This window comes from Pseudomonas parafulva, assembly GCF_002021815.1.
Taxonomy (GTDB): Bacteria; Pseudomonadota; Gammaproteobacteria; order Pseudomonadales; family Pseudomonadaceae; genus Aquipseudomonas; species Aquipseudomonas parafulva_B.
This window is the reverse complement of sequence record NZ_CP019952.1, coordinates 2,957,443-2,980,847: the sequence shown is the minus strand read 5'-3', so window position 1 is coordinate 2,980,847 and position 23,405 is coordinate 2,957,443. Positions and strand designations below refer to the sequence as shown.

20 protein-coding genes are annotated in these 23,405 nt (G+C 63.4%); 12 read left to right on the top strand and 8 right to left on the bottom strand.

Annotated elements, in window-relative coordinates; all coding sequences use genetic code 11:
- Window positions 1–20: 20 nt before the first annotated feature.
- From B2J77_RS13420 to B2J77_RS13405, 4 genes are read right to left on the bottom strand one after another with little or no spacing between them, the layout of a single operon-like run.
- A complete protein-coding gene (locus B2J77_RS13420; protein WP_058639758.1) occupies window positions 21–1,670 on the bottom strand; it encodes a cyclic peptide export ABC transporter in 1,650 nt (549 codons plus the stop codon).
- 27 nt (window positions 1,671–1,697) lie between these two features.
- The gene (locus tag B2J77_RS13415; protein WP_078478832.1) at window positions 1,698–2,600 is read right to left on the bottom strand and encodes a formylglycine-generating enzyme family protein; all 903 of its coding nucleotides are present in this window, start codon (window positions 2,598–2,600) and stop codon (window positions 1,698–1,700) included.
- 37 nt (window positions 2,601–2,637) lie between these two features.
- Window positions 2,638–3,924 carry an aminotransferase class V-fold PLP-dependent enzyme gene (locus B2J77_RS13410; RefSeq protein WP_078478831.1) on the bottom strand — a complete coding sequence of 429 codons (1,287 nt, stop codon included), beginning with the start codon at window positions 3,922–3,924 and terminating at the stop codon, window positions 2,638–2,640.
- Between the two features lie 16 nt (window positions 3,925–3,940).
- Window positions 3,941–5,287, bottom strand: a complete 1,347-nt coding sequence (locus tag B2J77_RS13405; protein WP_058602646.1) for a dipeptidase — start codon at window positions 5,285–5,287, stop codon at window positions 3,941–3,943.
- Between the two features lie 211 nt (window positions 5,288–5,498).
- Here B2J77_RS13405 and B2J77_RS13400 point away from each other — a divergent pair, with 211 nt between their 5' ends.
- Window positions 5,499–7,127 (top strand): hypothetical protein, encoded by a 1,629-nt coding sequence (locus B2J77_RS13400; protein ID WP_058639755.1) that lies wholly within the window; start codon window positions 5,499–5,501, stop codon window positions 7,125–7,127.
- A 260-nt stretch (window positions 7,128–7,387) separates the two neighbouring features.
- On the opposite strand, the gene B2J77_RS13395 is transcribed toward B2J77_RS13400, so the two are convergent.
- Genes B2J77_RS13395 through B2J77_RS13385 form a run of 3 tightly spaced genes read right to left on the bottom strand, consistent with a single transcriptional unit; the run spans window position 7,388 to window position 11,935 of the window.
- Window positions 7,388–8,800: an efflux transporter outer membrane subunit gene (locus tag B2J77_RS13395; RefSeq protein WP_078478830.1), complete on the bottom strand. Its 1,413-nt coding sequence runs from the start codon at window positions 8,798–8,800 to the stop codon at window positions 7,388–7,390.
- A gap of 3 nt (window positions 8,801–8,803) precedes the next feature.
- Window positions 8,804–10,768, bottom strand: coding sequence for a MacB family efflux pump subunit (locus B2J77_RS13390; RefSeq protein WP_078478829.1), 1,965 nt, complete (start codon window positions 10,766–10,768; stop codon window positions 8,804–8,806).
- The gene (locus B2J77_RS13385; RefSeq protein WP_078478828.1) at window positions 10,769–11,935 is read right to left on the bottom strand and encodes an efflux RND transporter periplasmic adaptor subunit; all 1,167 of its coding nucleotides are present in this window, start codon (window positions 11,933–11,935) and stop codon (window positions 10,769–10,771) included.
- Window positions 11,936–12,146: 211 nt separating this feature from the next.
- Between B2J77_RS13385 and B2J77_RS13380 the strand changes: the two genes are divergently transcribed.
- From B2J77_RS13380 to B2J77_RS13370, 3 genes are all read left to right on the top strand, one after another.
- Entirely contained in the window at window positions 12,147–12,623 is a 477-nt protein-coding gene (locus B2J77_RS13380) for a sigma-70 family RNA polymerase sigma factor (protein WP_058602651.1), read from the top strand.
- A gap of 153 nt (window positions 12,624–12,776) precedes the next feature.
- The gene (locus tag B2J77_RS13375) at window positions 12,777–13,250 is read left to right on the top strand and encodes a histidine kinase (protein ID WP_078478827.1); all 474 of its coding nucleotides are present in this window, start codon (window positions 12,777–12,779) and stop codon (window positions 13,248–13,250) included.
- Window positions 13,251–13,323: 73 nt separating this feature from the next.
- Window positions 13,324–14,643: an MFS transporter gene (locus tag B2J77_RS13370; protein ID WP_078478826.1), complete on the top strand. Its 1,320-nt coding sequence runs from the start codon at window positions 13,324–13,326 to the stop codon at window positions 14,641–14,643.
- 99 nt (window positions 14,644–14,742) lie between these two features.
- Here the strand turns inward: B2J77_RS13370 and B2J77_RS13365 are convergent, their stop codons facing one another.
- The gene (locus B2J77_RS13365; RefSeq protein ID WP_058639749.1) at window positions 14,743–16,407 is read right to left on the bottom strand and encodes an electron transfer flavoprotein-ubiquinone oxidoreductase; all 1,665 of its coding nucleotides are present in this window, start codon (window positions 16,405–16,407) and stop codon (window positions 14,743–14,745) included.
- A gap of 585 nt (window positions 16,408–16,992) precedes the next feature.
- Here B2J77_RS13365 and B2J77_RS13360 point away from each other — a divergent pair.
- The 8 genes from B2J77_RS13360 to B2J77_RS13325 all read left to right on the top strand — a co-directional run bounded on the left by B2J77_RS13360 (window position 16,993) and on the right by B2J77_RS13325 (window position 23,387).
- Window positions 16,993–17,742: an electron transfer flavoprotein subunit beta/FixA family protein gene (locus tag B2J77_RS13360; RefSeq protein WP_023533596.1), complete on the top strand. Its 750-nt coding sequence runs from the start codon at window positions 16,993–16,995 to the stop codon at window positions 17,740–17,742.
- A complete protein-coding gene (locus tag B2J77_RS13355; protein WP_078478825.1) occupies window positions 17,743–18,672 on the top strand; it encodes an electron transfer flavoprotein subunit alpha/FixB family protein in 930 nt (309 codons plus the stop codon).
- A 75-nt stretch (window positions 18,673–18,747) separates the two neighbouring features.
- The gene (locus B2J77_RS13350) at window positions 18,748–19,569 is read left to right on the top strand and encodes a substrate-binding periplasmic protein (RefSeq protein ID WP_078478824.1); all 822 of its coding nucleotides are present in this window, start codon (window positions 18,748–18,750) and stop codon (window positions 19,567–19,569) included.
- A gap of 9 nt (window positions 19,570–19,578) precedes the next feature.
- Window positions 19,579–19,932 carry a DUF4398 domain-containing protein gene (locus B2J77_RS13345; protein ID WP_058639747.1) on the top strand — a complete coding sequence of 118 codons (354 nt, stop codon included), beginning with the start codon at window positions 19,579–19,581 and terminating at the stop codon, window positions 19,930–19,932.
- Window positions 19,932–20,741 (top strand): OmpA family protein, encoded by an 810-nt coding sequence (locus B2J77_RS13340; protein WP_100852658.1) that lies wholly within the window; start codon window positions 19,932–19,934, stop codon window positions 20,739–20,741. The genes B2J77_RS13345 and B2J77_RS13340 overlap by 1 nt, the downstream gene beginning before the upstream one ends.
- Before the next feature lie 293 nt (window positions 20,742–21,034).
- Window positions 21,035–22,477: a PLP-dependent aminotransferase family protein gene (locus tag B2J77_RS13335; protein ID WP_058602659.1), complete on the top strand. Its 1,443-nt coding sequence runs from the start codon at window positions 21,035–21,037 to the stop codon at window positions 22,475–22,477.
- Between the two features lie 64 nt (window positions 22,478–22,541).
- Window positions 22,542–23,006 (top strand): hypothetical protein, encoded by a 465-nt coding sequence (locus tag B2J77_RS13330; protein ID WP_058639745.1) that lies wholly within the window; start codon window positions 22,542–22,544, stop codon window positions 23,004–23,006.
- Between the two features lie 126 nt (window positions 23,007–23,132).
- Window positions 23,133–23,387 (top strand): YkgJ family cysteine cluster protein, encoded by a 255-nt coding sequence (locus tag B2J77_RS13325; RefSeq protein WP_027916297.1) that lies wholly within the window; start codon window positions 23,133–23,135, stop codon window positions 23,385–23,387.
- Window positions 23,388–23,405: the final 18 nt, after the last annotated feature.

Here is a 23,405-nt window from a genome sequence, read left to right as displayed (position 1 = left end):
TTCAGTCCGGTTACAACGGATCAGGCGGGGTGGAGTGCTGGCGCGATCTTGCCGCGGTGCAGGCGCACCAAGTGGTCGGCGATATCGAAGTAGCGATCGTCGTGGGAGATCACGATGATGGTCTTGCCTAGCCGCTTCAGGTCTGGCAGCAGCTCGGTGTAGAAGATCCGCCGGAACGTCGGGTCCTGGTCGGCGGCCCATTCATCGAACACCAGGACGGGCCGCTCCTCCAGCCAGGCGCTGACCAGCGCCAGGCGCTTGCGTTGGCCGGTAGACAGGTCGGTGGTGCTGAACACCCCGTCGCGGATGCTCACCTTGTGGTCGATCTCCAGCCGCCTGAGGTAACGCCCTGCGTCATCGGGCAGCGGTTGGTCGCCCTGGATCACGTCGTCGAACAGGTAGTAGTCGGCGAAGATGGTGGTGAACAGCTGGCGATAGTCATCGCGGGTCTGGGCTGTCACGGGCTGGCCGTTGAGCACGATGCTTCCGGCCTGCGGGGCGTACAGGCCCAGCAGCAGCTTGATCAGGGTGGTCTTGCCGCAGCCGTTTTCACCGACGATGAACACGATGTCGCCTTGCTCGACCTGTAAGTTTACCGGCCCGAATTGGAAGGGCTCGGCGCCCTCCACGGCAGGGAAGGTGTAGCGAACATCCCTGAGTTCGAGCGAGTTCATGGCCAGGGCTGGCTTGCGTGCGTCGTCCAGCAGCAGGTGTGGTTCGGGCGAGGAGAACTGCGTGGACAGCGCAGCAATGCGGCGAAAGGCGATCTGGGCCTTGCCGATGATCGGCAGGGTGCTGATCAGGTGCTCCAGCGGGCCCTTCATGTACAGCAGCACCAGCACGAAACCGCTGGTAACGCTCTTGTCCGCCGAGGGCCAGTACGATTGCAGGGCCAGCGCCACCGCGATGACCACGAAGAACAACATCGAGCCCAGGGTCTTGGCGATCACGAAGGTGTTGATCGAGCGGACCTGGGTGGCGCAAATCCGGTTGGCCGTGTCGCGGATGCCGTGGCTGAACATCCGTTGACGGCGTGGACGGTGAATACGCAATTCCTTGGCGCCTTCGGCGATGGCGCTGTAGTGCTTCTGCAAGTCGTCCTCGGCTTCTCGGGCGGCTTCAAAGCCACGCATGCCCCTGGCCTGGGCGATGAACTGCAACACGGTTCCCACGCCGATGGCCACCAGGATCACCAGGAACATCTGCCACGACAGGTGGGCCAGGTAGCCCAGGCACCCCAGCGTCACGGTAAGCGAGATGGCCAGCGGGGCGAAGACGTAGGCGAAGTCGCTGATGGTGTCCACATCATGGGTCAGTACCGGGATCAGCCGGTGGCTGCGGTAACGCTCGATCTGGTCGATGGGTGCGGCCAGCACCTTTTCACCCAGCTGACGACGCAAGGTCGCGATGACGTGCTGGCCTACGTAGTTGGTGCCCATGTCGGACAGAATCGAGCTGAGCAGCGCCAGCAGGCACAGGCCGGCGAAGCCCAGCACCACGCCCTGGGTCAGGCCGGCGTCGCTGTGCAAACTGCTGTTGATGGTGGCCAGCAGAGCGGTGACGCTCAGGCCACCGATCATGCCCAGGACGATGCAAACCGTGACCAGGGGCCAGAACGGCTTGAGCAGGGCGAACAGTTCCCTGACGGCGCCACGAGGTTGATGGGTCATGTGTTTCTCCTCAATCGCGTGGGGCTGTCAGAGGTCGCGGACGACTCGGAAACCAAGGAAGTCGCCGCGCACCTCGGGGGAGCGGTTGTTGCGGTTGCCCGAGCGCGAGAACACCGGGGCCTCACCCCAGTCGTTGCCGCGCATGACGCGCTTCTCGCAGTTGCCGGTCTTCCAGGCGCTGCCATCGGCAGGCGCACCCTCGTAGTCAGGGTTCAGGCAATCGGCCGTCCACTCGTAGACATTGCCATGCATGTCGTACACGCCAAAGGCGTTGGCCGGGTAGCTGCCCACGGGCGCGGTGTAGGAGTAGCCATCGGCGGGGCCGTAGGTGTTGGCGTGCTGGCTGATGCTGTAGGCCTTCTCGTCGTTGTTGTCGAAGGGGAACGGGAAGGGGCCGGTGGAGCCGGCCCGGGCGGCGTATTCGCGCTGCGCCTCACTGATCAGACGGTAGGTGTGCCCGGTCTTTTTCGTCAGCCATTGAGCGTACGCATCGGCGTCGAACCAGCTGATGCACACCGCCGGTTGGCGAGGGCCCTGCTTATAGGTGGGTTTGCTGGCCTTGCAGAAGCGGCCAGGACGGGTGTCGCCATCGGCGATTTTGACCCCGGTTTCCCGGATGTACGCATCCAGCTCGCCTGCGGTGACCGGGAAGCGGCCCACCGCGAACGGCTTGGCGAAGGTCACGGTGTGCTGCGGGCCTTCGTCGTATTCGCGGCCCACTTCATCCTCCGGGGTACCCATCAGGTAGCTGCCGGCGGGCAGTACCACCATTTCCGGGCAATGTGGGCAGTCCTTGAAAACGCTACCGGGTTTGATCGCTTCGCCTGCGTGGACAACAGGGCAGGCCAGCAGGCCGAGCACTAAGGCAGCGCCTAGCTTGTACAGTCTGCTGGACAATGGTTTGGGTGAAGCGCAAGGCAGGTTGGGCATGGTGATAAGTCCGTGATCGTGGGTCTGGATGAAGGGTTCAGCGGCGCAAGCGTGGCGTGAGTACGGCGATCAGCCGGTCGATTTCGGCTTCGGTGTTGAGCAGGCCCGGTGCAGTGCGCACCACCGGTCCCACGTCGCGCGATACCGCATCGACGACGATGCGCTGGCTGTTGAGGTAGGCGGCGACCTCGTCGGCATCCTGGTCGGCCACCCGAAAGAAGGTGAAGCCAGCCGATTGGCGGGTGCTGCGCGGCGTGACCAGCTGCACGCCCGGTAACGTTTCGAGCCGCTGCCTGAGGTAGTCGTTGAGGCCGTGGATGCGTGCCTGGATGGCGGCCTTGCCGTGCTGCAGGTGCAAGTCGAAGGCTGTGCCCAGCGCCCACCGATGCTCGAAGGCGTGATAGCCGCCTGGGGTGAAGGTGGTGGCGAAATCCTCGTCCTCGGAAAAGGTCGCGATAAGCGGGTTCAGGTTATCGAGTGCGGTGGTGGCAGCGCAGATGATCCCGGTGCCGCGTGGGCCGAACATCCACTTGTGCGTGCCGGCAATGAAGTAGTCGCAGTTCAGGTCGGCAAAGCGCATGTCCTCGACACCAAAGCCATGTACGCCGTCGATGACGTACAGGATGCGATCATGCTCGGCGCGGTCGCGGTTGGCTTCGCGGACCAGTTCGCCGATGGCGCCGACCGGCAGCTTCACGCCGCTGCCCGAGTGCACCCAGGTCATGCCCAGCACGCGGGTCTTGGGGTTGATGGCCGCCTTGATGGTGCTCAGCACCTGGTCGGTGGACAGGTTCCACGGCTCGTCGAACAGCCGCAGGCGGCGTACCGGGGTGCCGTCGCGGGCGGTGCGAAAGTCCAGGGTGTGGCGCGCTGCGGAGTGCTCGTGCACCGTCGTCAGGATCTCTTGCCCGGGTGCTATCTTCAGCCCGCCGTAGATCAGGCCCAACCCCTCGGTGGTGCTGCCGGTCAGGGCAATTTGCCGCGGGGCGACTTCCAGGTAGCGGGCCGCCGCTTCGCGCACCTGCGCTTCGTGTTTCCATTCCGACTGGCTGTCCCAGTCCACCAGCCGTGCCGGGTGCCGGTCCAATTGCGCGCGCAAGGCCTCGATGGCCTCGCGCACCGGTCTTGGGTGCGACGTGATCAGGAAGTTGGCGAAGTGGGCGTAGGCCGGGTCGAGGTTGAACAGGCTGCGAAAGCCCGCCCAGGCGTCAGCGCCTGTGGCGGGTGTGGGCGCGGCCTGGGCGGCGGCTATCAAGTGCCCTGCCAGTGGCAGGCTGGCAGCGAGCAGGCTGGCCTGCTTCAGAAAGGCGCGACGGTCGTTCATCTAAGGGCTCGCAGCATCATCGGGAGGGGGTGGCGCCAGGGGCCGCTGCCGCTTGTACCTGCTGCCAGACACGCAGGAAATTGCCGCCCCACAGCTTGCTGATGTCAGCTTCGGAGTAACCCCGTGTAATCAGTTCGGCCGTAACGTTGCGGGCCTCGCTGGCATCCTGCCAGCCGTCGATGCCGCCGCCTTCGTTGAAGTCCGAACTCAGGCCGACATGGTCGATGCCGACCTTGCGCACCGCATAGTCGATGGCGTCGCCGTAGTCCTTGAGCGTGGCTGGCGGTTCTTCGTCGAGGATGGCGTACAACGCATTGGCGTACTGGCCCACTTTCTGTTCAGGCCAGCCCGCGATGACAGGGTCGCCCGGCATGAGGGCGTAGTTCAGGTCGGCCAGGGGCGGCAGGGCATAGTCGCTGCGCAGCGCGTTGAGCCGCTGCTGGGTTTTGCTGCTCAAGGGCTTGAGGTAGGTGGAGAAGGCGACGATCTGGATGACGCCGCCGCTGTCCTTGATCAGTTGCATTTCCTTGTCCGACAGGTTGCGGCGGATGTCGACCATCGCCCGGGGCGCTGAATGCGACGCCACCACCGGTGCCCGGCTGAGCGCCACGACCTGGGCCAGTGCCTGGCTGGACATCTGCGACACGTCGATGACCACCCCCAGATCGTTCAGGCGCTGTACCGCCTGTTTGCCTATGGGTGACAGGCCTTCGAGTGCATCGACGGTGTCATTGAAGAAGGGCAGCGGGCGCGAGGAGTCGGCCCAGCTGTTGTTGCCCACATAGCTGAAGCCGAACAGGCGCATGCCGCGGGCGGCCCAACGGTCCAGCTGGTCCAGGTCGTCGCCCAGTGCGTAGGCATTGAGCATGCTGAGCAACACCGCAAACTTGCCTTCGCCGTGCAACCTGCGCATGTCCTGTGGGGTATAGGCAATGCCCACCCTTTCGGGAAAGTCGCGGACCATGCCCATGATGGCGTTGTAGCGCACCTCTTGCGTATGGCGGGCGGCCTCGACGAAGCCGGGGGTAGGGCGGTGTGGGCCATTGTCGCCGGTCCAGGATTCGGGCCAGGCGAAAAGGGTCAGGGCAGCGGCAGACAGGCGCCCGCGCGCTGCCTTGTTCAGGTCGAAGCGCCCCGCACCGTCCTGGTCGGCTTCGCTGCCTTCGGTGCCGAAGGTCAGCGGCAGCGTGATGTGGCTGTCGAACGAAAGCAGGCGCTCCTGCAGGTCATTGGCCTGGCGCATGACCTCCCTGGGGTAGCCTGCCGGCGTGTCGAGGTAGTCCCAGGCCGCCCACCCGGCACCGGCGGCCACGGCCGCGGCCAGGCTGATATACAGGGCTTTCTTCCAGCGTGGTGTCGTCATCTTGGTCTCAGTAGGTTCACCGTCGAGGGATGGGCTTGGATGCCGCCGCTACCTGGAGGGAACGAGCTGCGATGGCAGAAATTTAAGCCCCCGCCGCCTGGCTGAAGGCAGGTGTCAGCGCGCACTGCAGCGCTAAATTTCGCCCGCCGGGCCACGTCCTAGCCTTGGATGGGCCGTGCTCCATGGCCGAAGTGAAAGCACAGGTAGGGCAATGACGATTTCTCGACGCGGGTTCATCGCCGGTGTGGCATTGACGGGTATGGCAGTGCCAGGCGCGCGGTACCTGCAGCGGCGGCGAGCCAGTGAAGAGCAATACCCTGAGACCCCTGGCGAGGCGGTGGTGGAACTCGCCGATACGCCTGTCAGGCAACTGGGCGACACCTTGCGCGGTATCTGGCACTGGACACCTCAAGGCCGCGAGGCCGGGCTTGCCGGCGTGCCGCCAGGGGAGCTTGAGCTGTTCCTGGATGTGGCTTGGAGCGGGCGGGGTTTGCGCGGCTACCTCGACACACCTGAACGTTTGCGCAGCACGCTGGAGCCACGCTATCGGGTGGTGGCTGACTTGTTGCTCGATCAGCCAGGGACGCTACGCTGGCGGCTGTTGGCCACGGACGCCAACCCGCTTGGGGCACGCTACGAGTGCCAGGTTGTGCTTGACGAGGTCTGGGGGGCGTACGGTAACGCAGGGCCTGCGACCTTGAGCGGACACGTGGCGGCATTGGAGCGGCCCTTGGCGCTGCCTGTGCAGGACAACCGTTTCCTGGCGCTGAAAAAAACCTTTCCCGAAGCGCGGGAGCGCACGCCGTTGTCGGCGCCGTTGCTGGCCAAGTTGATCGCGCCGGAACACCGGCTGTTTCACCAGCTGTGGCATGCGTCGCGGGACAAGTGGCACAAGCTCGATGACGAAAAGCGCGGTGCGCTGCGAGGGCTGGGCTGGCAGCCAGGGCCAAGGGCGCGCGAGCGTGATGCCCGGGGCCGGCACAAGGACCGCAACGGCTCCGGCGAGGACTTTCTGTTCATGCACCGGCACATGCTGGGTAACGCCAGGGCCATCGAGCCTTTACCGTCGTGGCCGCGCTTTCCCTTGCCCCAACCGGCGCTCGAGCGCGACCGCGCAGGGTTTGCGGCCTACTTCGACAACCATGACGGCAATGCTTTGCCGCCTACATGGTTGGCCGATGATGACGAGGAGTACGCCCAGTGGGTGCGCGACATCAAGAGCCCGGACACCTTCTACGGCAACTTCCAGGTCTGGGAGTCGCGCTATGGCGATCCTCATTACCTCAGTACGCTGACCTTGGGGCAGCTTGGCTCGGAGCTGGAGCTGGGCCTGCATGACTGGCTGCACATGCGCTGGGCCTCGGTGCCGCGCGATCCGGCCAACGGCATGCCGGTGCCGATGGCGCGCACGCCCGACGACTATGCCCAGCGCTGGTATGGCGCCGAGAACGATTTTCTCGGCGACCCTTTTTCATCCCATGTGAACCCGGTGTTCTGGCGCTTTCATGGCTGGATCGACGACCGCATCGAGGACTGGTTCCAGGCCCATGAACGGCTTCATCCTGGTGAGGTGCGGCGCCTGGAGGTCAACGGCGTGCCCTGGTTCGCGCCGGGGCGCTGGGTAGAGGTCGCCGACCCCTGGCTGGGGCCGGATACCCATGGGTGCTCTACAGTGCCCGGTTTACGCCCAGGGCGGAGCGTGGAGATGGACCCGGAGACCATGAAGCTGGCCCTGCGTATCATCTATGCCGAAGACGAGCGTTTCGCCGCGTTACGGCCCAAGGTGCCGCAGCGGCCGTGGTATGCCCGGCATCTGAAGGTGATGCGGGCGTCGCGGTAAGGGCCTGGGGCAATTCATGCAGCGATGGGACGCAAGGCGGCCCCGACAATATGCGCTGCGACGCTGGGTTCTTGGGGCTGCTGCGCAGCCCAACGCGGTCGGTCTGGCGCCCTGGCGAGGCCGCTCCAGGACTATACCGAAGCAACTGCCTTGCATCGCATCTAAAGGTTAGCCCGTGTGCGGCCTTGCGCCGCGACAGGCCGCGCAGCGGTCTCGGCTATCCTGGCGTTTTTCGAGCTCAGCGTTGCGCCTACGGTGCATCACCCCCCACCTCCCACCTCCCACCCACCACCCAGCGCCTTGTAAAGCGCCACGCTCGCTTGCAGGCGGGCCAGGCGTAGCGTTGCCTGCTGGTCCTGGGCCGTATACAGCGTGCGCTGGGTTTCCAGTACGGTCAGCACGGTCTCGGCGCCTGCCCCGTAGCGCTGTTCGGCCAGGTCAAAGGCCAGTTGGGCTTGTCGCACTTCTTCGTCCTGCCAGTGACGCTGGCGGTCGACACCGTCAAGGGCATTGAGCGCCTTCTCCACATCGCTCAGGCCAGCGAGGATGCTGCTGCGATACTGCTCCAGCAATTCGGCCTGCTCGGCCTCGGCCAGGTCGCGGGAGGCGCGCAGCTTGCCGTTGTCGAAAATCGGCGCAAGCAGGCCGGAGGTCAGGGTGTAATAGGGGCTTTCCAGTGTCTGGGCGAAGGTGCGGGCGCCGCTGCCAAGGGTGGCGCCAAGGGTTATCTTGGGCAGCATGGCCGCTCGGGCCACCTGCACGTTGGCATTGGCCGCTGCCAGGCGGGCCTCGGCGGCGGCAATATCGGGGCGACGGGTCAGCAGGTCGCTGGGCAGGCCGCTGTCGACCGTCGGCCAGGCCACGTTGGCGAACGGCTGACGGCTGGTTGGCAGTTGCTGCACCGGGTCGCCGAGCAATGTCGCGAGGGTGATTCGGGCGTCTTGCACGCGTTGCGCCAACAGGGGGATCTGACGCGCCTGGGCCGCGACCAGGCTGCGCTGCTGGGCAAGTTCCAGGCGTGTTGCCGAGCCTGCGCGCTGACGCGCCTGGACCAGTCGCAAGATGCCCCGTGCATTGTCCAGGTTCAGTTGGGCGATGCGCAGTTGCTCGGCCAGGGCCAGGCCCTGCAGATACGTGTTGGCAATGTCGCTGAGCAGGCTCAGCTGCACCGTCTGCCGGTCGAAGCGGCTGGCTTGCAGTGCGTGCAGGGCGTTGTCGCGGCTAGCCCGCAGGCCGCCCCAGAAATCGATTTCATAGCTGGCACTGAGCTGGGTATCGAACGCGGTGCTGGTGCGCTGGCTGCTGGTGGCATCGAGGTCGTTATAACCCTCGCCCTTGAGCAGCCGCTGGCGGCTGGCATCCACGCCCAGTTCGACCGCTGGCAGCAAGGGTGCATTGGCGATGGCGGCACGGGCTCTGGCCTGGCGGATGCGCGCGGTGGCGGCCGCCAGGTCGTGGCTGTTATGCAGGGCGCGTTGCACCAGGTTGTCCAGTTCGGGGCTGTTGAAGGACTGCCACCACTGACGCGCCGGTCTATCGGCCTCACTGAAAGCGCGTGTCGGGCCCTGCCAGGCCCCTGGCAGCTGGACCTCTGCCTGGGGCAGAGTGGGCGGGCTGCACCCGGCGAGCGCCAGGCAGAGGGTCAACAGGCTGATGCGGCTTGGCAAGGGCATGGCTTATTCGCTGGTAAGGGCTTTGACCGGGTCGAGTCGGGCGGCCTTGCGTGCGGGCATGAAGCCGAACACGATGCCGGTGATCACAGCGCAGGTAAAAGCGCCAAGCATGGCAGGCAGCGCGAAGGCCACCGCGATATCGGCCAGCATCAAGCCGGCGCCGACGACCAGGGCCAGGACGATGCCGCTGAGCCCGCCCACCATCGACAGCATGACCGCCTCGCTGAGGAACTGGCGCATGATGTCGCGCTGGCGCGCTCCGGTGGCCATGCGGATACCAATTTCGCGGGTGCGCTCGCGCACGGTCATCAGCATGATGTTCATCACCCCAATGCCGCCCACCAGCAGCGAGATGGCCGCGATGGCGCCGAGCATCAACGACAGGCTGCTCTGGGTGCGTGCCTCGGCCTGGATCAAGGCCGCATCGTTGGTCAGTTCGAAATCGTGGCGGCCCTGGTGGCGCTGGCGCAACAGGTGATCGATGGCCGCCTCGGTCCCGTTGACCTGCGCCGAATCGCGCGCCGCGATGGTGATGTAGTCGGGGTCGCGATGACCGAACAGGCGGATGGCGGCGGCCGAGTACGGCACCACGATACGCCCGTCGCTGTCCTGGTCGCCGGAGCTGGCGCCTTTTCCCGCCAGTATGCCGATCACCTGGAAGGGCACGTTGCCGATCAGCAGGTATTGGCCGATCGGGTTGGCATGATCGCCCAGCATCCTCTCCCGCACTTTCTGGCCGATCACGGCGACTGCCGCCGCGCCGGCTTCGTCGGCCTGGCTGAAGAATGAGCCCTCGACCACGGGCCAGTTGAAAATGTCCTCGAACCAGGTGTTGTTGCCGCCCACGTAGAACATCTGGCTGGTGTTGTTCTGGCGCACCATGAGCTTTTCCCCGATAACGGGCATGACGTGCTTGACCTGCGGCAATTGGCCGATGGCGGCGACATCGTCCAGGGTGACGGTACCTGCCGGCTCGCCGAGTGTCGCCGGCTTGCCGTTGAGATAAAGGATGTTGGAGCCGAACGCGGCCATCTGCGCCATCACCTGGCGCTTGCTGCCTTCGCCCACGGCCAGCATGACCACCACCGAGGCTACTCCGATGACGATGCCCAGCAAGGTGAGCGCGGTGCGAAAGCGATTGATCCACATGATGCGCCAAGCTGCCTGGAGTGCTTCGACCAGCTCGCCTTTCCAGGCGCCGCGCAGCTGCGCCCCCTGGCCCAGGCGCTGACGCAGATCATCGGCCTGCAGGCCGGGGTGGCGGGCTGCGCCGTCGCGCTGGTCGGCCGAGTCGCTGATCATGAGGCCGTCGCGAATTTCGATGACCCGGTGCGCGCGGGCCGCGACATCGCGGTCGTGGGTGATCAGGATGATCACATGGCCTTGGCTGGCCAACTCGTCCAGCAGTGCCATGACTTCCTTGCCGCTGTGGCTGTCCAGGGCACCGGTGGGCTCGTCGGCGAGGATGATGTGGCCACCGTTCATCAATGCGCGGGCAATCGACACCCGCTGCTGCTGACCCCCCGAGAGTTGATGCGGGCGGTTGGCAGTGCGGCTTGCCAAGCCTAGCCGGTCCAACAGGGCCGCGGCGCGCACCTGGCGCTCCTGGGCCGGGATGCCTGCGTAAATGGCGGGCATTTCGACGTTTTCCAGCGCAGAGCCGGAAGGGATCAGGTGGTAACCCTGAAAGACGAATCCGAATGCCTCGCGGCGCAGCCACGCCAGTTCATCGTTGCCCAGCTCGGCCACGTCCATCCCCGCGAAGTGATAGCTGCCGCGGGTGGGACGGTCTAGGCAACCGAGGATGTTCATCAAGGTCGACTTTCCGGAGCCCGAAGCGCCAACGATGGCAACGAATTCACCGGGATGAATACGCACGCTGATACCCCGCAGCACGTCCACCCTGGGGGTGCCGAAGCCGCCGTAAGCCTTGCAGATGTCGCGCAGTTCGATCAGGGGCGTGGTCATCTAGCCTCCACTGCCTTGGCCGATCAGTAACCGCTCACCTTCGCCCAGGCCATCGAGCACCTGCACACGCAGGCGATCGCTAAGCCCTGTTCGTACCTGACGCGGTTGCACCTGGCCATCGGGGGCGAGCACCTGGGCGATGTGCATGCCATCGCGTTCGTCCAGCGCGGCCAGGGGTACGGTCAGTACACCGCTGGCCTGCCCGGCGACGAAGAACACTTGCGTGGTCATGTCGGCCATCAGCGCACCGTCAGGGTTCTCCACATCCAGCAAGACGGTGTACTGCACCACCTGAGTACCGGTGGCGCCATTGGTCGCGCTCGCCGGGCTACCGCCACCGCTGCTGGTTTGCTCCAGCGGCTTGGGTGGAATCGGCAGGATCTGCCTGACGCGGCTGCTCCAGCGGCGCTTGCCGCCTGCCAGTGTCGTGAAGTAGGCCGTCATGCCAGGCTTGACCTTACCGATGTCGGCCTCCGATACCTGCGCCCACACCGTCATGGGCGAGAGCTTGGCGATGCGCAGGATCAACGGGGTTTGCTGCTGGGCATTGAGGGTCTGGCCTTCACGGGCATCCACCGCGACCACGGTGCCATCCATCGGGGCGTAGATGCGGGTGTAGCCCAATTCGGCTTCGTCACTGCGCAGGCTCGCCTGGGCCTGACGGATCTGCGCCTGATACATGTCGATACGCGCCTGGGTGACGCTGAGCTGCGCATTGGCCGCCTGCACATCCTCTTCGCGGGTGGCGCCGGCATCGGCCAGGCTGCGCTGGCGGGCGAGCTGCTGCTTGGCCAGTTTGAACTGGGCGCGCTGCTCGGCGAGCTGCGCCTTGAGATTGTCGATGGAAAAGCGCCCGGCATCCACGCGCGCCTGCTGTGTTGACGGGTCAATCTCCACCAGCAGTTGTCCCTTGCGCACGGTATCGCCGGCTTCGACGTGAAGCGTGCGAATCTGCCCGGAGGCTTGTGCGCCAACATCCACATAGCGCCTGGGTTGCAGCGTGCCCAGCGCGGTGACGCTGCTTTCAATGTCTGCACGCGTCACGGTGACGGTATTGGCCGGTACCGCGCCCAGGGGCAGGGTGCTCCAGGCCAGAAGACTGCCCAGGCTCAGCAGGGCGAAGCCGCCCAGAAGCAGGCGGTGGCGAGTAGCGGGTGCACGTCTCATGGGGACTTCCAGCCGAAGTGGGCCTGAGCGCAAGCAATGCCTGTGCGCAGGCAGGTCCCCGTTAAACGAAGGTCATGGTGTTGAATTTAGCCTTGGCAGGCGACCGACGTCGGTTGCTGCGGTTAATGATAATTTGTAAGATTCCAATTTGATATCACCTGCGACCATCTGGGCTGCGCGGGGCCTTCATCGGGCGATTCAGGGTGCCGCCGTGGAACACTATTATCGCGAGTTGGTCAATTTCCTGAGCGCACGCCTTGGCAGCCGCCAGGCTGCCGAAGATGTGGCCCATGACGCCTACGTTCGGGTACTGGAGCGTGTCGATGCGCAAGTGATCGAACACCCTCGGGCGTTTCTTTATCGCACCGCGCTCAATCTGGTGGTGGATCGACATCGGCGCCACTTGATTCGCCAGACCGAACCGCTGGAAGTGCTCGACGAGGGCGTTCAGTGGCAGCACACGGTCTGGTCCCAGGACATGCACCACGCCCAGCGGCTGGACCTGCTCAAGCGCGCCTTGGACGAATTGCCCAAGCCATGCCGTGACAGCTTTCTGCTGCGCAAGCTCGAAGGCTTGTCCCACCCGCAGATCGCCGAGCGGCTAGGCCTGTCGCGTAGCCTGGTGGAGAAGCACATCGTCAATGCCATGAAACACTGCCGGCAACGCATGCGCCAGTGGGAGTCCTGACGGCACGCCGTGCAAACTGCACATTCTGTTGGGCCGCCGCTTGCTTTCCGAGGGTTTCCCGGCTTGTATCTAGGGGTATCAATGCCGGACCTGGCATGGGCTTGACGGGCTCGGCCAGGTCTTGGGCGCTCCTACCACTGTCCAGGTTCGACCATGGCCAACAAGTCCTTGCGTATCCTGATTGCCGATGCCCACCCGCACCAACGCCTGCAACTGGAGCGTATGCTCAATGGCCTGGGGTATTACCGTATTGCCCCTGTCGACAGTTTCGGGGAGCTGCAGCGCCTGGTACTCGGTGCCCTGCAGCCCTTCCACCTGCTGCTGGGCAACATCGAATTGGCCAGCCACGCAGGCGTAGACCTGGTACGGTTTTGCCGGGTCAGCACGCAGATCCAGCATGCCCTGCTTTACCATTGCGCCCAGCTGAAGGTGCCTGCGGTGCCCCAGGCCGAGCGCCAGGCGGTCAGCCTGAGCCTGCCCCACGTACCTGACGATGACGCCCTGGCGTCGTTCATGTCCATCATCGACGCACCCGTGGTGGTGGGCACCTTGCCTATGCCGGACGGGCTACGCAGGGCGGGCCCCAGAGCGCCCGGCAACCTGGCCCAGACGGTCTTTCATCGCTGAGCCGGGCAGGGTAGGGGCAATCGGGTCGCTATTTGCTATCCTCCGGCCTTTGACCATTGCTGCGAAACCTGCCATGACTGCCACCGATACCGCTCGTCCACCCCGGTTCACCCGCCGTGACCACAGGACGCTGGGCCTGGCTGCGCTGGGCGGCGCGCTGGAAATCTACGATTTCATCATCTTCGTCTTTTTTGCCCTGACCCTCAGCCAGCTTTTCTTCCCGCCCGAAATGCCTCAATGGCTACGGCTGCTGCAAAGTTTCGGCATCTTCGTCACCGGTTACCTGGCCCGGCCGTTGGGTGGCATCCTGATGGCGCATTTCGCGGATCACCTGGGCCGCAAGCGCGTTTTCAGCCTCAGCATTCTGATGATGGCGCTGCCTTGCCTGCTCATCGGCGTCATGCCGACGTATGCCGACATCGGCTACGCGGCGCCGTTGTTGTTGCTGGCTCTGCGCATTCTGCAAGGGGCTGCAGTAGGCGGTGAAGTGCCCAGTGCCTGGACCTTCGTTGCCGAACATGCACCGCCCGGGCGACGCGGCTATGCCTTGGGTTTTCTGCAGGCCGGGCTCACGTTCGGCTATCTGCTGGGCGCCCTGACGGCAACCTTGCTGGCCCACGTGTTCTCGCCCGAGGAAATACTCAGCTACGCCTGGCGTTATCCGTTCCTGCTGGGGGGCGTGTTCGGGGTCATCGGCGTGTGGTTGCGCCGCTGGCTGAGTGAAACGCCGGTTTTTGTGGCCTTGCGCAGCCAGCAGGCCCCGGTGAAGTTTCCGTTGCGACAGGTGCTTGGCGAACATAAACGTGCCTTGGCGCCAGCGGCGTTGCTGACCTGCGTGCTGACCTCGGCAGTGGTGGTGCTGGTGGTGATCACCCCGACGGTCATGCAGCAGCGCTTTGGCATGAGTGCCGGGGATACCTTTGCCCTGAGCAGCGTGGGCATCGTGTTTCTGAATCTGGGCTGTGTGCTTGCCGGGTTGTTGGTAGACCGCGTGGGCGCGTGGCGGGCGCTGCTGCTGTACAGCGTGCTGCTACCCCTGGGGGTCGGCGTGCTCTATGCCAGCCTGATCGGGCATTGGGGCATGACATGGGTGGCCTATGCCCTGGCGGGCTTGTCGTGCGGCGTGGTGGGCGTGGTGCCCTCGGTCATGGTCGGGCTGTTCCCCGCGCAGATTCGCGTATCGGGCATTTCGTTCACCTACAACGTGGCTTATGCGCTGTGGGCCAGTATCACGCCTTTGGCGCTTATCGCACTGATGCCATGGAGCCCTTGGGTGTGTGTGGGTTTCTGTCTGGTGATGGGCGGGGTGGGGGTAATGACTGCGGTGTACTTCGGGCGACGAGAGCCCTTGGCGACGGGTGAACCTGGGCTTGAACTCTCGCGCACGGCCTGACACGTGTGACCCTGCCGTTTCCGAGCACGCCCTGGCCGATACAAGAAGCCCCCGGTTCGAGAGAACCGGGGGCTTCTTGTATCGGCCAGGGCGAGGTGACTACATGTTCGGGTAGTTGGGCCCGCCAGCGCCTTCGGGCGTGACCCAGGTGATGTTCTGGGCCGGGTCCTTGATATCGCACGTCTTGCAGTGCACGCAGTTCTGCGCGTTGATCTGGAAACGCTTGCTGCCATCGTCCTGAGTGACTACTTCGTAGACGCCTGCCGGGCAATAACGCTGGGCAGGTTCGTCATACAGCGGCAGGTTACTGGCGATCGGAATGGTCGGGTCGGCCAGCTTCAGGTGGCAGGGCTGCTCTTCTTCATGGTTGGTGCTGGACAGGAACACCGAGCTGAGCTTGTCGAAGCTGAGCTTGCCGTCGGGCTTGGGGTATTCGATCTTTTGCGAGTCTGCGGCCAGCTTCAGGCAGGCATAGTCAGGCTTGGTGTCGCGCAGCGTGAAGGGCAGCTTGCCGGCGAACCAGTTCTGGTCGATGTAGTTGAACGCAGCACCCAGCAACGGGCCGAACTTGTGCATGGCCGGGCCGAAGTTGCGGCTGGCGAACAGTTCTTCATGCAGCCAGCTGGCCTTGAAGGCGCTGACATAGCCGTCTAGCTGGTCACCGCCCTCACTGCCGGCGATCAGGGCGTCAGCGACGGCCTCTGCAGCGAGCATCCCCGACTTCATGGCCGTATGGCTGCCCTTGATCTTGGCAACGTTCATGGTACCCAGGTCGCAGCCGATCAGGGCGCCGCCTTTGAATACCATCTTGGGCAGCGAGTTGATGCCGCCCTTGGCCAGCGCGCGCGCACCATAGCTGATGCGTTTGCCGCCTTCGAGGTACTGGCTGATCACCGGGTGGTGCTTCAGGCGCTGGAACTCGTCGAAGGGCGACAGGTAGGGGTTGGCATAGGACAGGTCGACGATCAGCCCGACGACCACCTGGTTGTTCTCCAGATGGTAGAGGAACGAGCCACCGGTGTTGTCCTTGGCCATGACGTCCAGCGGCCAGCCGGCGGTGTGCACCACCAGGCCTTGCTGGTGTTTGGCTGGGTCGATTTCCCACAGTTCCTTGAGCCCGATACCGTAGTGCTGCACGTCCGAATCGCTGTCCAGTTTGAAGCGCTTGATCAGTTGCTTGCCGATGTGGCCACGGCAGCCTTCGGCGAACAAGGTGTATTTGGCGCGCAATTCCATGCCTGGCGTGTACAAGCCTTCCTTGGGCTGGCCTTCGCGATCGACCCCCAGGTCGCCTGTGACGATGCCGCGTACGACGCCGTCTTCGTCGAACAGCGCTTCCTGGGCTGCGAAACCTGGGTAGATCTCGACACCCAGGTTCTCGGCCTGCTGGGCCAGCCAGCGGCACAGGTTGCCCAGCGAGATGATGTAATTGCCCTGGTTGTGCATGGTCTTGGGCACGAACAGGTCAGGTACCTTGGTGGCGCTGCCGGCATCCTTGAGCACGTAGATGTCGTCACGCTTGACCTCGGTGTTCAGCGGCGCGCCCAGCGCCTTCCAGTCCGGGAACAGCTCGTTCAGGGCGCGTGGCTCGAACACGGCGCCGGAGAGAATATGGGCACCGACTTCGGAGCCTTTTTCCACCACGCAGACGCTGATTTCGCTACCGGCTTCGGCGGCCTTCTGCTTCAGGCGGCAGGCGGCGGACAGGCCCGCCGGGCCGGCGCCGACGATGACCACGTCGAATTCCATGTATTCGCGTTCCACAGGTTCTCTCCTACTCATCAAGGCTCATAGCTGTTGCTTTGTCTTATGGGTGCGCGGGCATTCGCAGCGGTGGCCAGGCCACCAGGTTGTAGCTGGGCAAATGACGAACTACACCGTTTAGTCTTGGACGCGCATTATATCTACACCACTTGACCGGTCCAATACAAACGTTTGTTTGAATTTGCCGCAGCCCAGTAAAATCAAAGGAAGGCGGCTGGAAGGTGACCGATTTGCCGTATTGACCGGATGGGGTGATACGGTCAAGATACGAGCGGTTTTACGTTCGCCGTAGGCTTGCAGCCGGGCGCAGGTACACCTCTAAAGACCAGGTGTGGAGCAGGGTTTTCAAGCGTTCAAGCGGTTTGTAGTGAAGTCTACACGCCACGACAGCAAATGACCCGCGTGCATTTTTGCCCCAGGCATGTGCACATCAGTGATGGGTCGGCGAACGCCGGGGCGCACTTGGTTGCGTTCACCATGAAAACTTCGTCTGCGGCTTGTTTCCAGAGGTGCCCTTGTACCCACGCGTATCGCAGGGCCTAGTCCCAGGCGACTATCTATTCACCGGAGAGTAACGAGGAATCCATGAAGGTTCTTGTAGCTGTCAAACGAGTGGTCGACTACAACGTCAAGGTTCGCGTCAAGGCGGACAACTCCGGCGTCGACCTTGCTAACGTCAAGATGTCCATGAACCCCTTCTGCGAAATTGCCGTGGAAGAGGCCGTTCGCCTGAAAGAAAAAGGCGTTGCGACCGAGATCGTCGTCGTATCCGTCGGCCCGACTACCGCCCAGGAGCAGTTGCGTACCGCCCTGGCGCTGGGTGCCGACCGCGCCATCCTGGTCGAAGCAGCCGACGAACTGAACTCCCTGGCTGTGGCCAAGGCGCTCAAGGCCGTGGTCGACAAGGAGCAGCCGCAGCTGGTCATCCTCGGCAAGCAGGCCATCGACAGTGACAACAACCAGACTGGCCAGATGCTCGCCGCACTGACCGGTTACGCCCAGGGCACTTTCGCGTCCAAGGTCGAAGTCGCTGGCGACAAGCTCAACGTCACCCGTGAAATCGACGGCGGCCTGCAAACCGTCGCGCTCAACCTGCCGGCCATCGTCACCACCGACCTGCGCCTGAACGAGCCGCGCTACGCGTCGTTGCCCAACATCATGAAGGCCAAGAAGAAGCCGCTCGAGACCCTGACGCCGGATGCGCTGGGCGTTTCCCTGGCCTCTACCAACAAGACCCTGAAAGTGGAAGCACCCGCTGCCCGTGGCGCTGGCATCAAGGTCAAATCGGTGGCCGAACTGGTCGAGAAGCTGAAGAACGAAGCGAAGGTAATCTAAATGACTATCCTGGTTGTCGCTGAATACGAGAACGGTGCCGTTGCGCCGTCCACCCTCAATACCGTTGCTGCTGCCGCCAAGATTGGTGGTGACGTGCACGTACTGGTCGCCGGTCACAATGTAGGTGCCATTGGCGAATCCGCCGCCAAGATCGCCGGCGTGGCCAAGGTTCTGGTCGCCGATAATGCCTCTTACGCCCATGCGCTGCCCGAGAACGTTGCGCCGTTGATCGTCGAGCTTGCCCAGGGCTACAGCCACGTGCTGGCCCCGGCCACCACCAATGGCAAGAACACCCTGCCGCGCGTTGCAGCGCTGCTGGACGTCGATCAGATCTCCGAAATCATCTCGGTCGAATCTGCCGACACCTTCAAGCGCCCGATCTACGCGGGTAACGCCATCGCTACCGTGCAGTCGAGCGCCAGCGTGAAGGTCATCACCGTGCGCACGACCGGCTTTGATGCCGTGGCTGCCGAGGGTGGCGCCGCCGCTGTCGAGGCGGTGGGTGCTGCCCATGATGCTGGCATCTCGGCGTTCGTTTCCGAAGAGCTGGCCAAGTCCGATCGCCCTGAGCTGACCGCTGCCAAAATCGTCGTTTCCGGCGGGCGCGGCATGGGTAACGGCGATAACTTCAGCCACCTGTACAGCCTGGCCGACAAACTGGGTGCCGCTGTTGGCGCTTCCCGTGCAGCGGTCGATGCGGGCTTCGTGCCCAACGACATGCAGGTCGGCCAGACCGGCAAGATCGTCGCTCCGCAGTTGTACATCGCCGTCGGTATCTCGGGCGCCATCCAGCACCTGGCCGGTATGAAGGATTCCAAGGTGATCGTGGCGATCAACAAGGACGAAGAAGCACCGATCTTCCAGGTTGCCGACTACGGCCTGGTTGCCGACCTGTTCGAAGCCGTGCCGGAGCTGGAAAAGCTGGTCTGATCCGCTGGCTTCACTTATAAAGAACCCGGCCCTCTTGTTGAGGGCCGGGTTTTTTTTATGGTCGAGGAGTATGGGATGAGGTTGGGTGCAACGGGCAGGACGCTGGCCTGCATGACAGTTCTGGTATCGCCACTGGCGATGGCGGCAGGCAAGTGCGAACGCCTGGTGGCCACCGGCAGCCCCGACGCGCCGCCCTATTCGTGGCAGGATCCTAAAGACCCTAAGCACCTGATTGGCGCCAACGTCGACTTGCTGCGCCAAGTCGCGGGCAAGCTGGGTATCAAGGTGGAAGTGCTCAATGCCGGCCGGCGCGATCAGGCCCTTGAGGAGGTGCGCAGCGGGCGCATGGATCTGCTGCTCGATGCGCCGTTGCAAGTTGAGCAATTGACATCGCTGGACTACATCCACCCGCCGTTGCAACTCAATGAGTATCTGGTATGGACGCGGCACGATGCCGAGTTGACCTTCGATGGCCCAGCCGACCTGGCGCGGTATCGGGGAAGTCTTTCGGAGCGAGCGCGGTTGACCCCCGCGTTCACCGCGTTTGCCAAAGACCAGTTGAAACCGGTGATGGCGCAGAATCTGACCCAGGCCTTTCAGAAGTTGGTACTCGGCCAAGTAGACTACGTGCTAGCCGGTCGTTACTCGGGCATGGCCATGGTCCAGAGCCTGGGCATGAACGATGCCCTGATTGCCCGCGGCCTACCCGTTGATCGACCCGGGCTTTACGTGGCGCTGTCCCATGACTCGGCGTGCAACGACAGTTGGCTGCGTGGGCATTTGGCGGAAAAACTGACAGAATTGCCCATCTCCGGTACGTCCGATGCTGTGCTGCAGACCAATCTCGAGCGCTGGAAGGCGCAATTGCAGGCGCAGGGCGACGCCCCCAAACACTAGGAAGATCGCGTGAAAACCCAACCTTTAATCCTTGCCATGGCCGTGCTTGCCCTGGCTGGCTGCGCCAACGACCCTGTCCCGGATGAGCAGATGCGCCTCTCCGAACAGGCCCTGGAACAAGCAAAAGCGGTTGGTGCTACCGACCAGGTCGAAGCGTTCAAGCTGGCCGAAGACAAACTGGGACGTGCTCGTACAAACATGCTCACACAGGATTTTCGCGACGCTCGCATGCGCGCCGAACAGGCTGAGCTCGATGCTCGGCTGGCCGAGGCACAAGTGTTGAACCAAAAGAGCGATGAGCAGTTGCAACTGCTGCAATCGAGGATTAAGCGCCTGCGCAAACAATTGGAGGTGCAGCCATGATGGCGCGTGGTTCTTTCACGGTACTGACGTTGCTGGCCCTTGCAGCAGGCCTGACCGGTTGCGCCAGCCAGCGCAGCACGGCCGCGCTGGATCAAGCCGCTGCCAGCTTCCAGAAGGTCAAGGACGACTCGGATGTGCTGCGCAGCGCGCCGCGTGATGTGATCCGCGCTGGCGAGTCGCTGTCGCGCGCCGAGCGTTTGTCCAGCTACATGGGTACCGGTGCCGATGTGCGCCATTACGCCTACCTCAGTCAACGCTATAGCGAAATTGCCAGTGAGCACGCCAAGCTTGCGCTGAATCAGGAACGCCAGGCCAAGCTCGACTTGGAACGCCAACGGCTGCAATTGGCGCTGCGCGAGGCCAAGCTGGCCAGCGTGCAGCAACAGGGCAAATGGGTCGAGTCGCAGATCGTCGCACTGGCGTCGGAGCAGCCCGACCGTGGCTTGGTCATGACGCTGGGTGACGTACTGTTCGATACCGGCAGCGCCGATCTCAAGAACTCGGCCAGCCGGACGGTGCTCAAGCTTGTGCAGTTCCTCCAGCTCAACCCCCGCCGCATAGTGCGCATCGAAGGTTATACCGACAGCACTGGCACGCCTGAAGAGAATCTCAAGCTGTCCCGCGACCGGGCGCAGGCCGTGGCCGATATGCTGGCCGACCTGGGCATCGATGAAAAACGGATGCAAGTCGAGGGCTATGGCGACCAATACCCGGTTGAGGTCAACGCCTCGGAGCGGGGTAGGGCGCAGAATCGACGGGTCGAGATCGTGTTCTCCGACGACAAGGGCAAGCTCGCGCCAGCACGCTGATGGATGGGTGTCAGGCCCGGGCAATGGGTCATGCTGGCCGTCGAAATGGGCAGTGCATGGCAGCCGTTGCCCCTGCGCGTGAATGACTTTTGGGCGCTTGCCACCTGCCGGATAGGCTCATGACCAGCATGCCCGCACACCGTTTAAGTGCCGGTGCTGCAAATCGCTTCCAAGCACGTGTACCGTTGACTATTCTGTCATCTGTCCCAGTACACTTTGCAACTGTTCCGGTATCCTGAACCGCAGTGAGCGACACAAGAATAATGAGCCTGTCCGCGCGTCGAGATCCAGCCATGACCAACCTGCTGTTATACCAGCGTATCGCCCAGCAACTGGCCGAAGACATCCGGCGCGGTGTCTACCAGCCAGGCGAACGGGTGCCTTCGGTGCGCAAGATGAGTGCACAGCTCAATGTCAGCCATGCCACCGTCCTGCAAGCGTATGCCAACCTGGAGGACCAGGGGTTGATTCGCGCGCGTCCCCAGTCTGGCTATTATGTGCACCAGACCCCGGCGCTAACGGCGCCCACGCCGGACATCGCGCGCGTGGAGCGCCCCGGTCTGGTGACCCGGGCCAGCATCATCCAGCAGGTGCTGACCGAGGCGCGCCGCGATGGCGTATTCGCCTTCGGCGCGGCCGTGCCACATGTCGACTATCTGCCCGTGCGAGCCTTGCACCAGCAACTGGCCAAGGTGACACGCTTTCACAGCCCGCGCGCCTTCAGCTACATGTTCAGCCCAGGCTTCGAGCCCCTGCGTCGGCAGATCGCCATTCGCATGCGCGACGCCGGCGTGCTGGTCGACCCTCAGGAGGTGATCGTCACCCATGGCTGTGTCGATGCGTTACAGATGTCGCTGCGTGTGCTCACCAAGCCCGGCGACCTGATCGCGGCCGAGTCGCCGACCTACTACGGTCTTCTGCAATTGGCGGACTTGCTCGGATTGAAAGTGATCGAGATCCCCAGCGACCCCTCGACCGGCATCAGTCTCGAGGCCTTGCAATTGGCCGCCAACCAATGGTCCATCAAGGCGTTGGTGTTGACCGCGCGGTTGAGCAACCCGCTAGGAGGGACCGTTCCCGAAGAGCGGCAAAAGCAGTTGCTGCGCCTGGCATCGGACTACGACATCCAGATCGTCGAAGATGACATCTATGGCGAGTTGATGTTCGAGCAGGGCAAGACCAAGGCTTTGAAAGCGTTCGATCGTCTGGACAGGGTCATCTACTGCTCAAGCTTCTCCAAGACGCTCTCGCCTGGCGTGCGAGTGGGCTGGATGATTGCCGGCCGCTACCAGGACGAGATCCAGCGCTTGCAGACCTTCACCACCCATTCGGCGTGCAGCGTGACCCAGATGGCGGTAGCGGCTTACCTGGAAAACGGTGGTTATGATCGCCATCTTCGCTTCATTCGCCAGGAGTACCGCAAGAACCTCAGTGCGTATCAGTTGGCGGTGCAGCAGCACTTCCCGGAGGGCACTCAGATGACGCGCCCAACGGGCGGCTTCATTCTGTGGGTGAGCTTGCCTGGCCGGGTCAATACCCAGGAGCTGCACGTGCGGGCGCTGGAGCAGGGGATCAGCATCGCGCCGGGGCTGATTTTCAGCAACACCGAACAGTTCAACCACTGTATCCGCCTGAACTGCGGGATTCCATGGAACAAGGAGGCCGAGCGCGCAGTCATCACCTTGGGACTACTGGCACAACAATTGTGCAGAGAGCCTGCAACCCCGCTTTTGTGAGGCTTGCCAGGCGGCTGCGGAACAGGGAGCATACGCATTTTCCATGGAGTTCTGTCCATTTGCCATGAACGCACTGCGCCGGTATCTGATGGTCTTGTGTCTGCTGCCCGTGGTTCTGCCGGGCAGCCCAGCCCAGGCTGCCCAGCCAGCAAGCCAGGCACAGTCCGGTACAGATAAAGCGCAAGTCAAACCCAAGGCACAGCAAAGTGCTCGCAAGGCAGTCAGCAAGCGCGCTAAATCGACGCACAAAAAGGTCAGCAAGCAAGTGGCCAAGCCATTGCCCAAAGCCAACCTCGACCTGAGCTTGCCGACCGAGTTGGTGGATAACCTGCAGCCGAATGTGGGTGAGCCATCGCCCATCAAGAAGCGCAAGCCCTTGCTGCCGCCGTTGTTCGTTGAAAAGTCCGAAGCCGACAGTCCATTTCAACTCAACGGCCGCTTGATCAGCAACGAAATGCAATTGCAGCTTCGCAACGACAGCCGGCGGGATGTCGAAGGCGCCGCCATCGATTTCGAGTACCGTCAGTGAGCGGGGACTGACCGGCCAGTCAGTGGATTTTCATCTGGGTGGCAATTTCAAACGTCTGTTTGAGCGGTTACTATCCGTGTGTGCCGCCCTATCCCGTTCTCTGGAGCCCTGAGTCACTTGAATGCCATGAAATGCCGCGAAGGCTGCGGCGCCTGTTGCATCGCGCCATCCATCACCTCAGCCATGCCACTGATGCCCGAGGGCAAGCCGGCAGGGGTGAGGTGTCTGCACCTTACCCCTGCGAACCTGTGCGACCTGTTCGGCAAACCCGAGCGGCCGGCGGTCTGTGGCGGTTTCAAGGCCGATCCCGAGGTGTGCGGCGCTGACAATGAAGAGGCGATCAGGATTCTGGGCTGGTGGGAGCGGGTAACGGCGGCGTGACAGGCTGGATCTTCGACA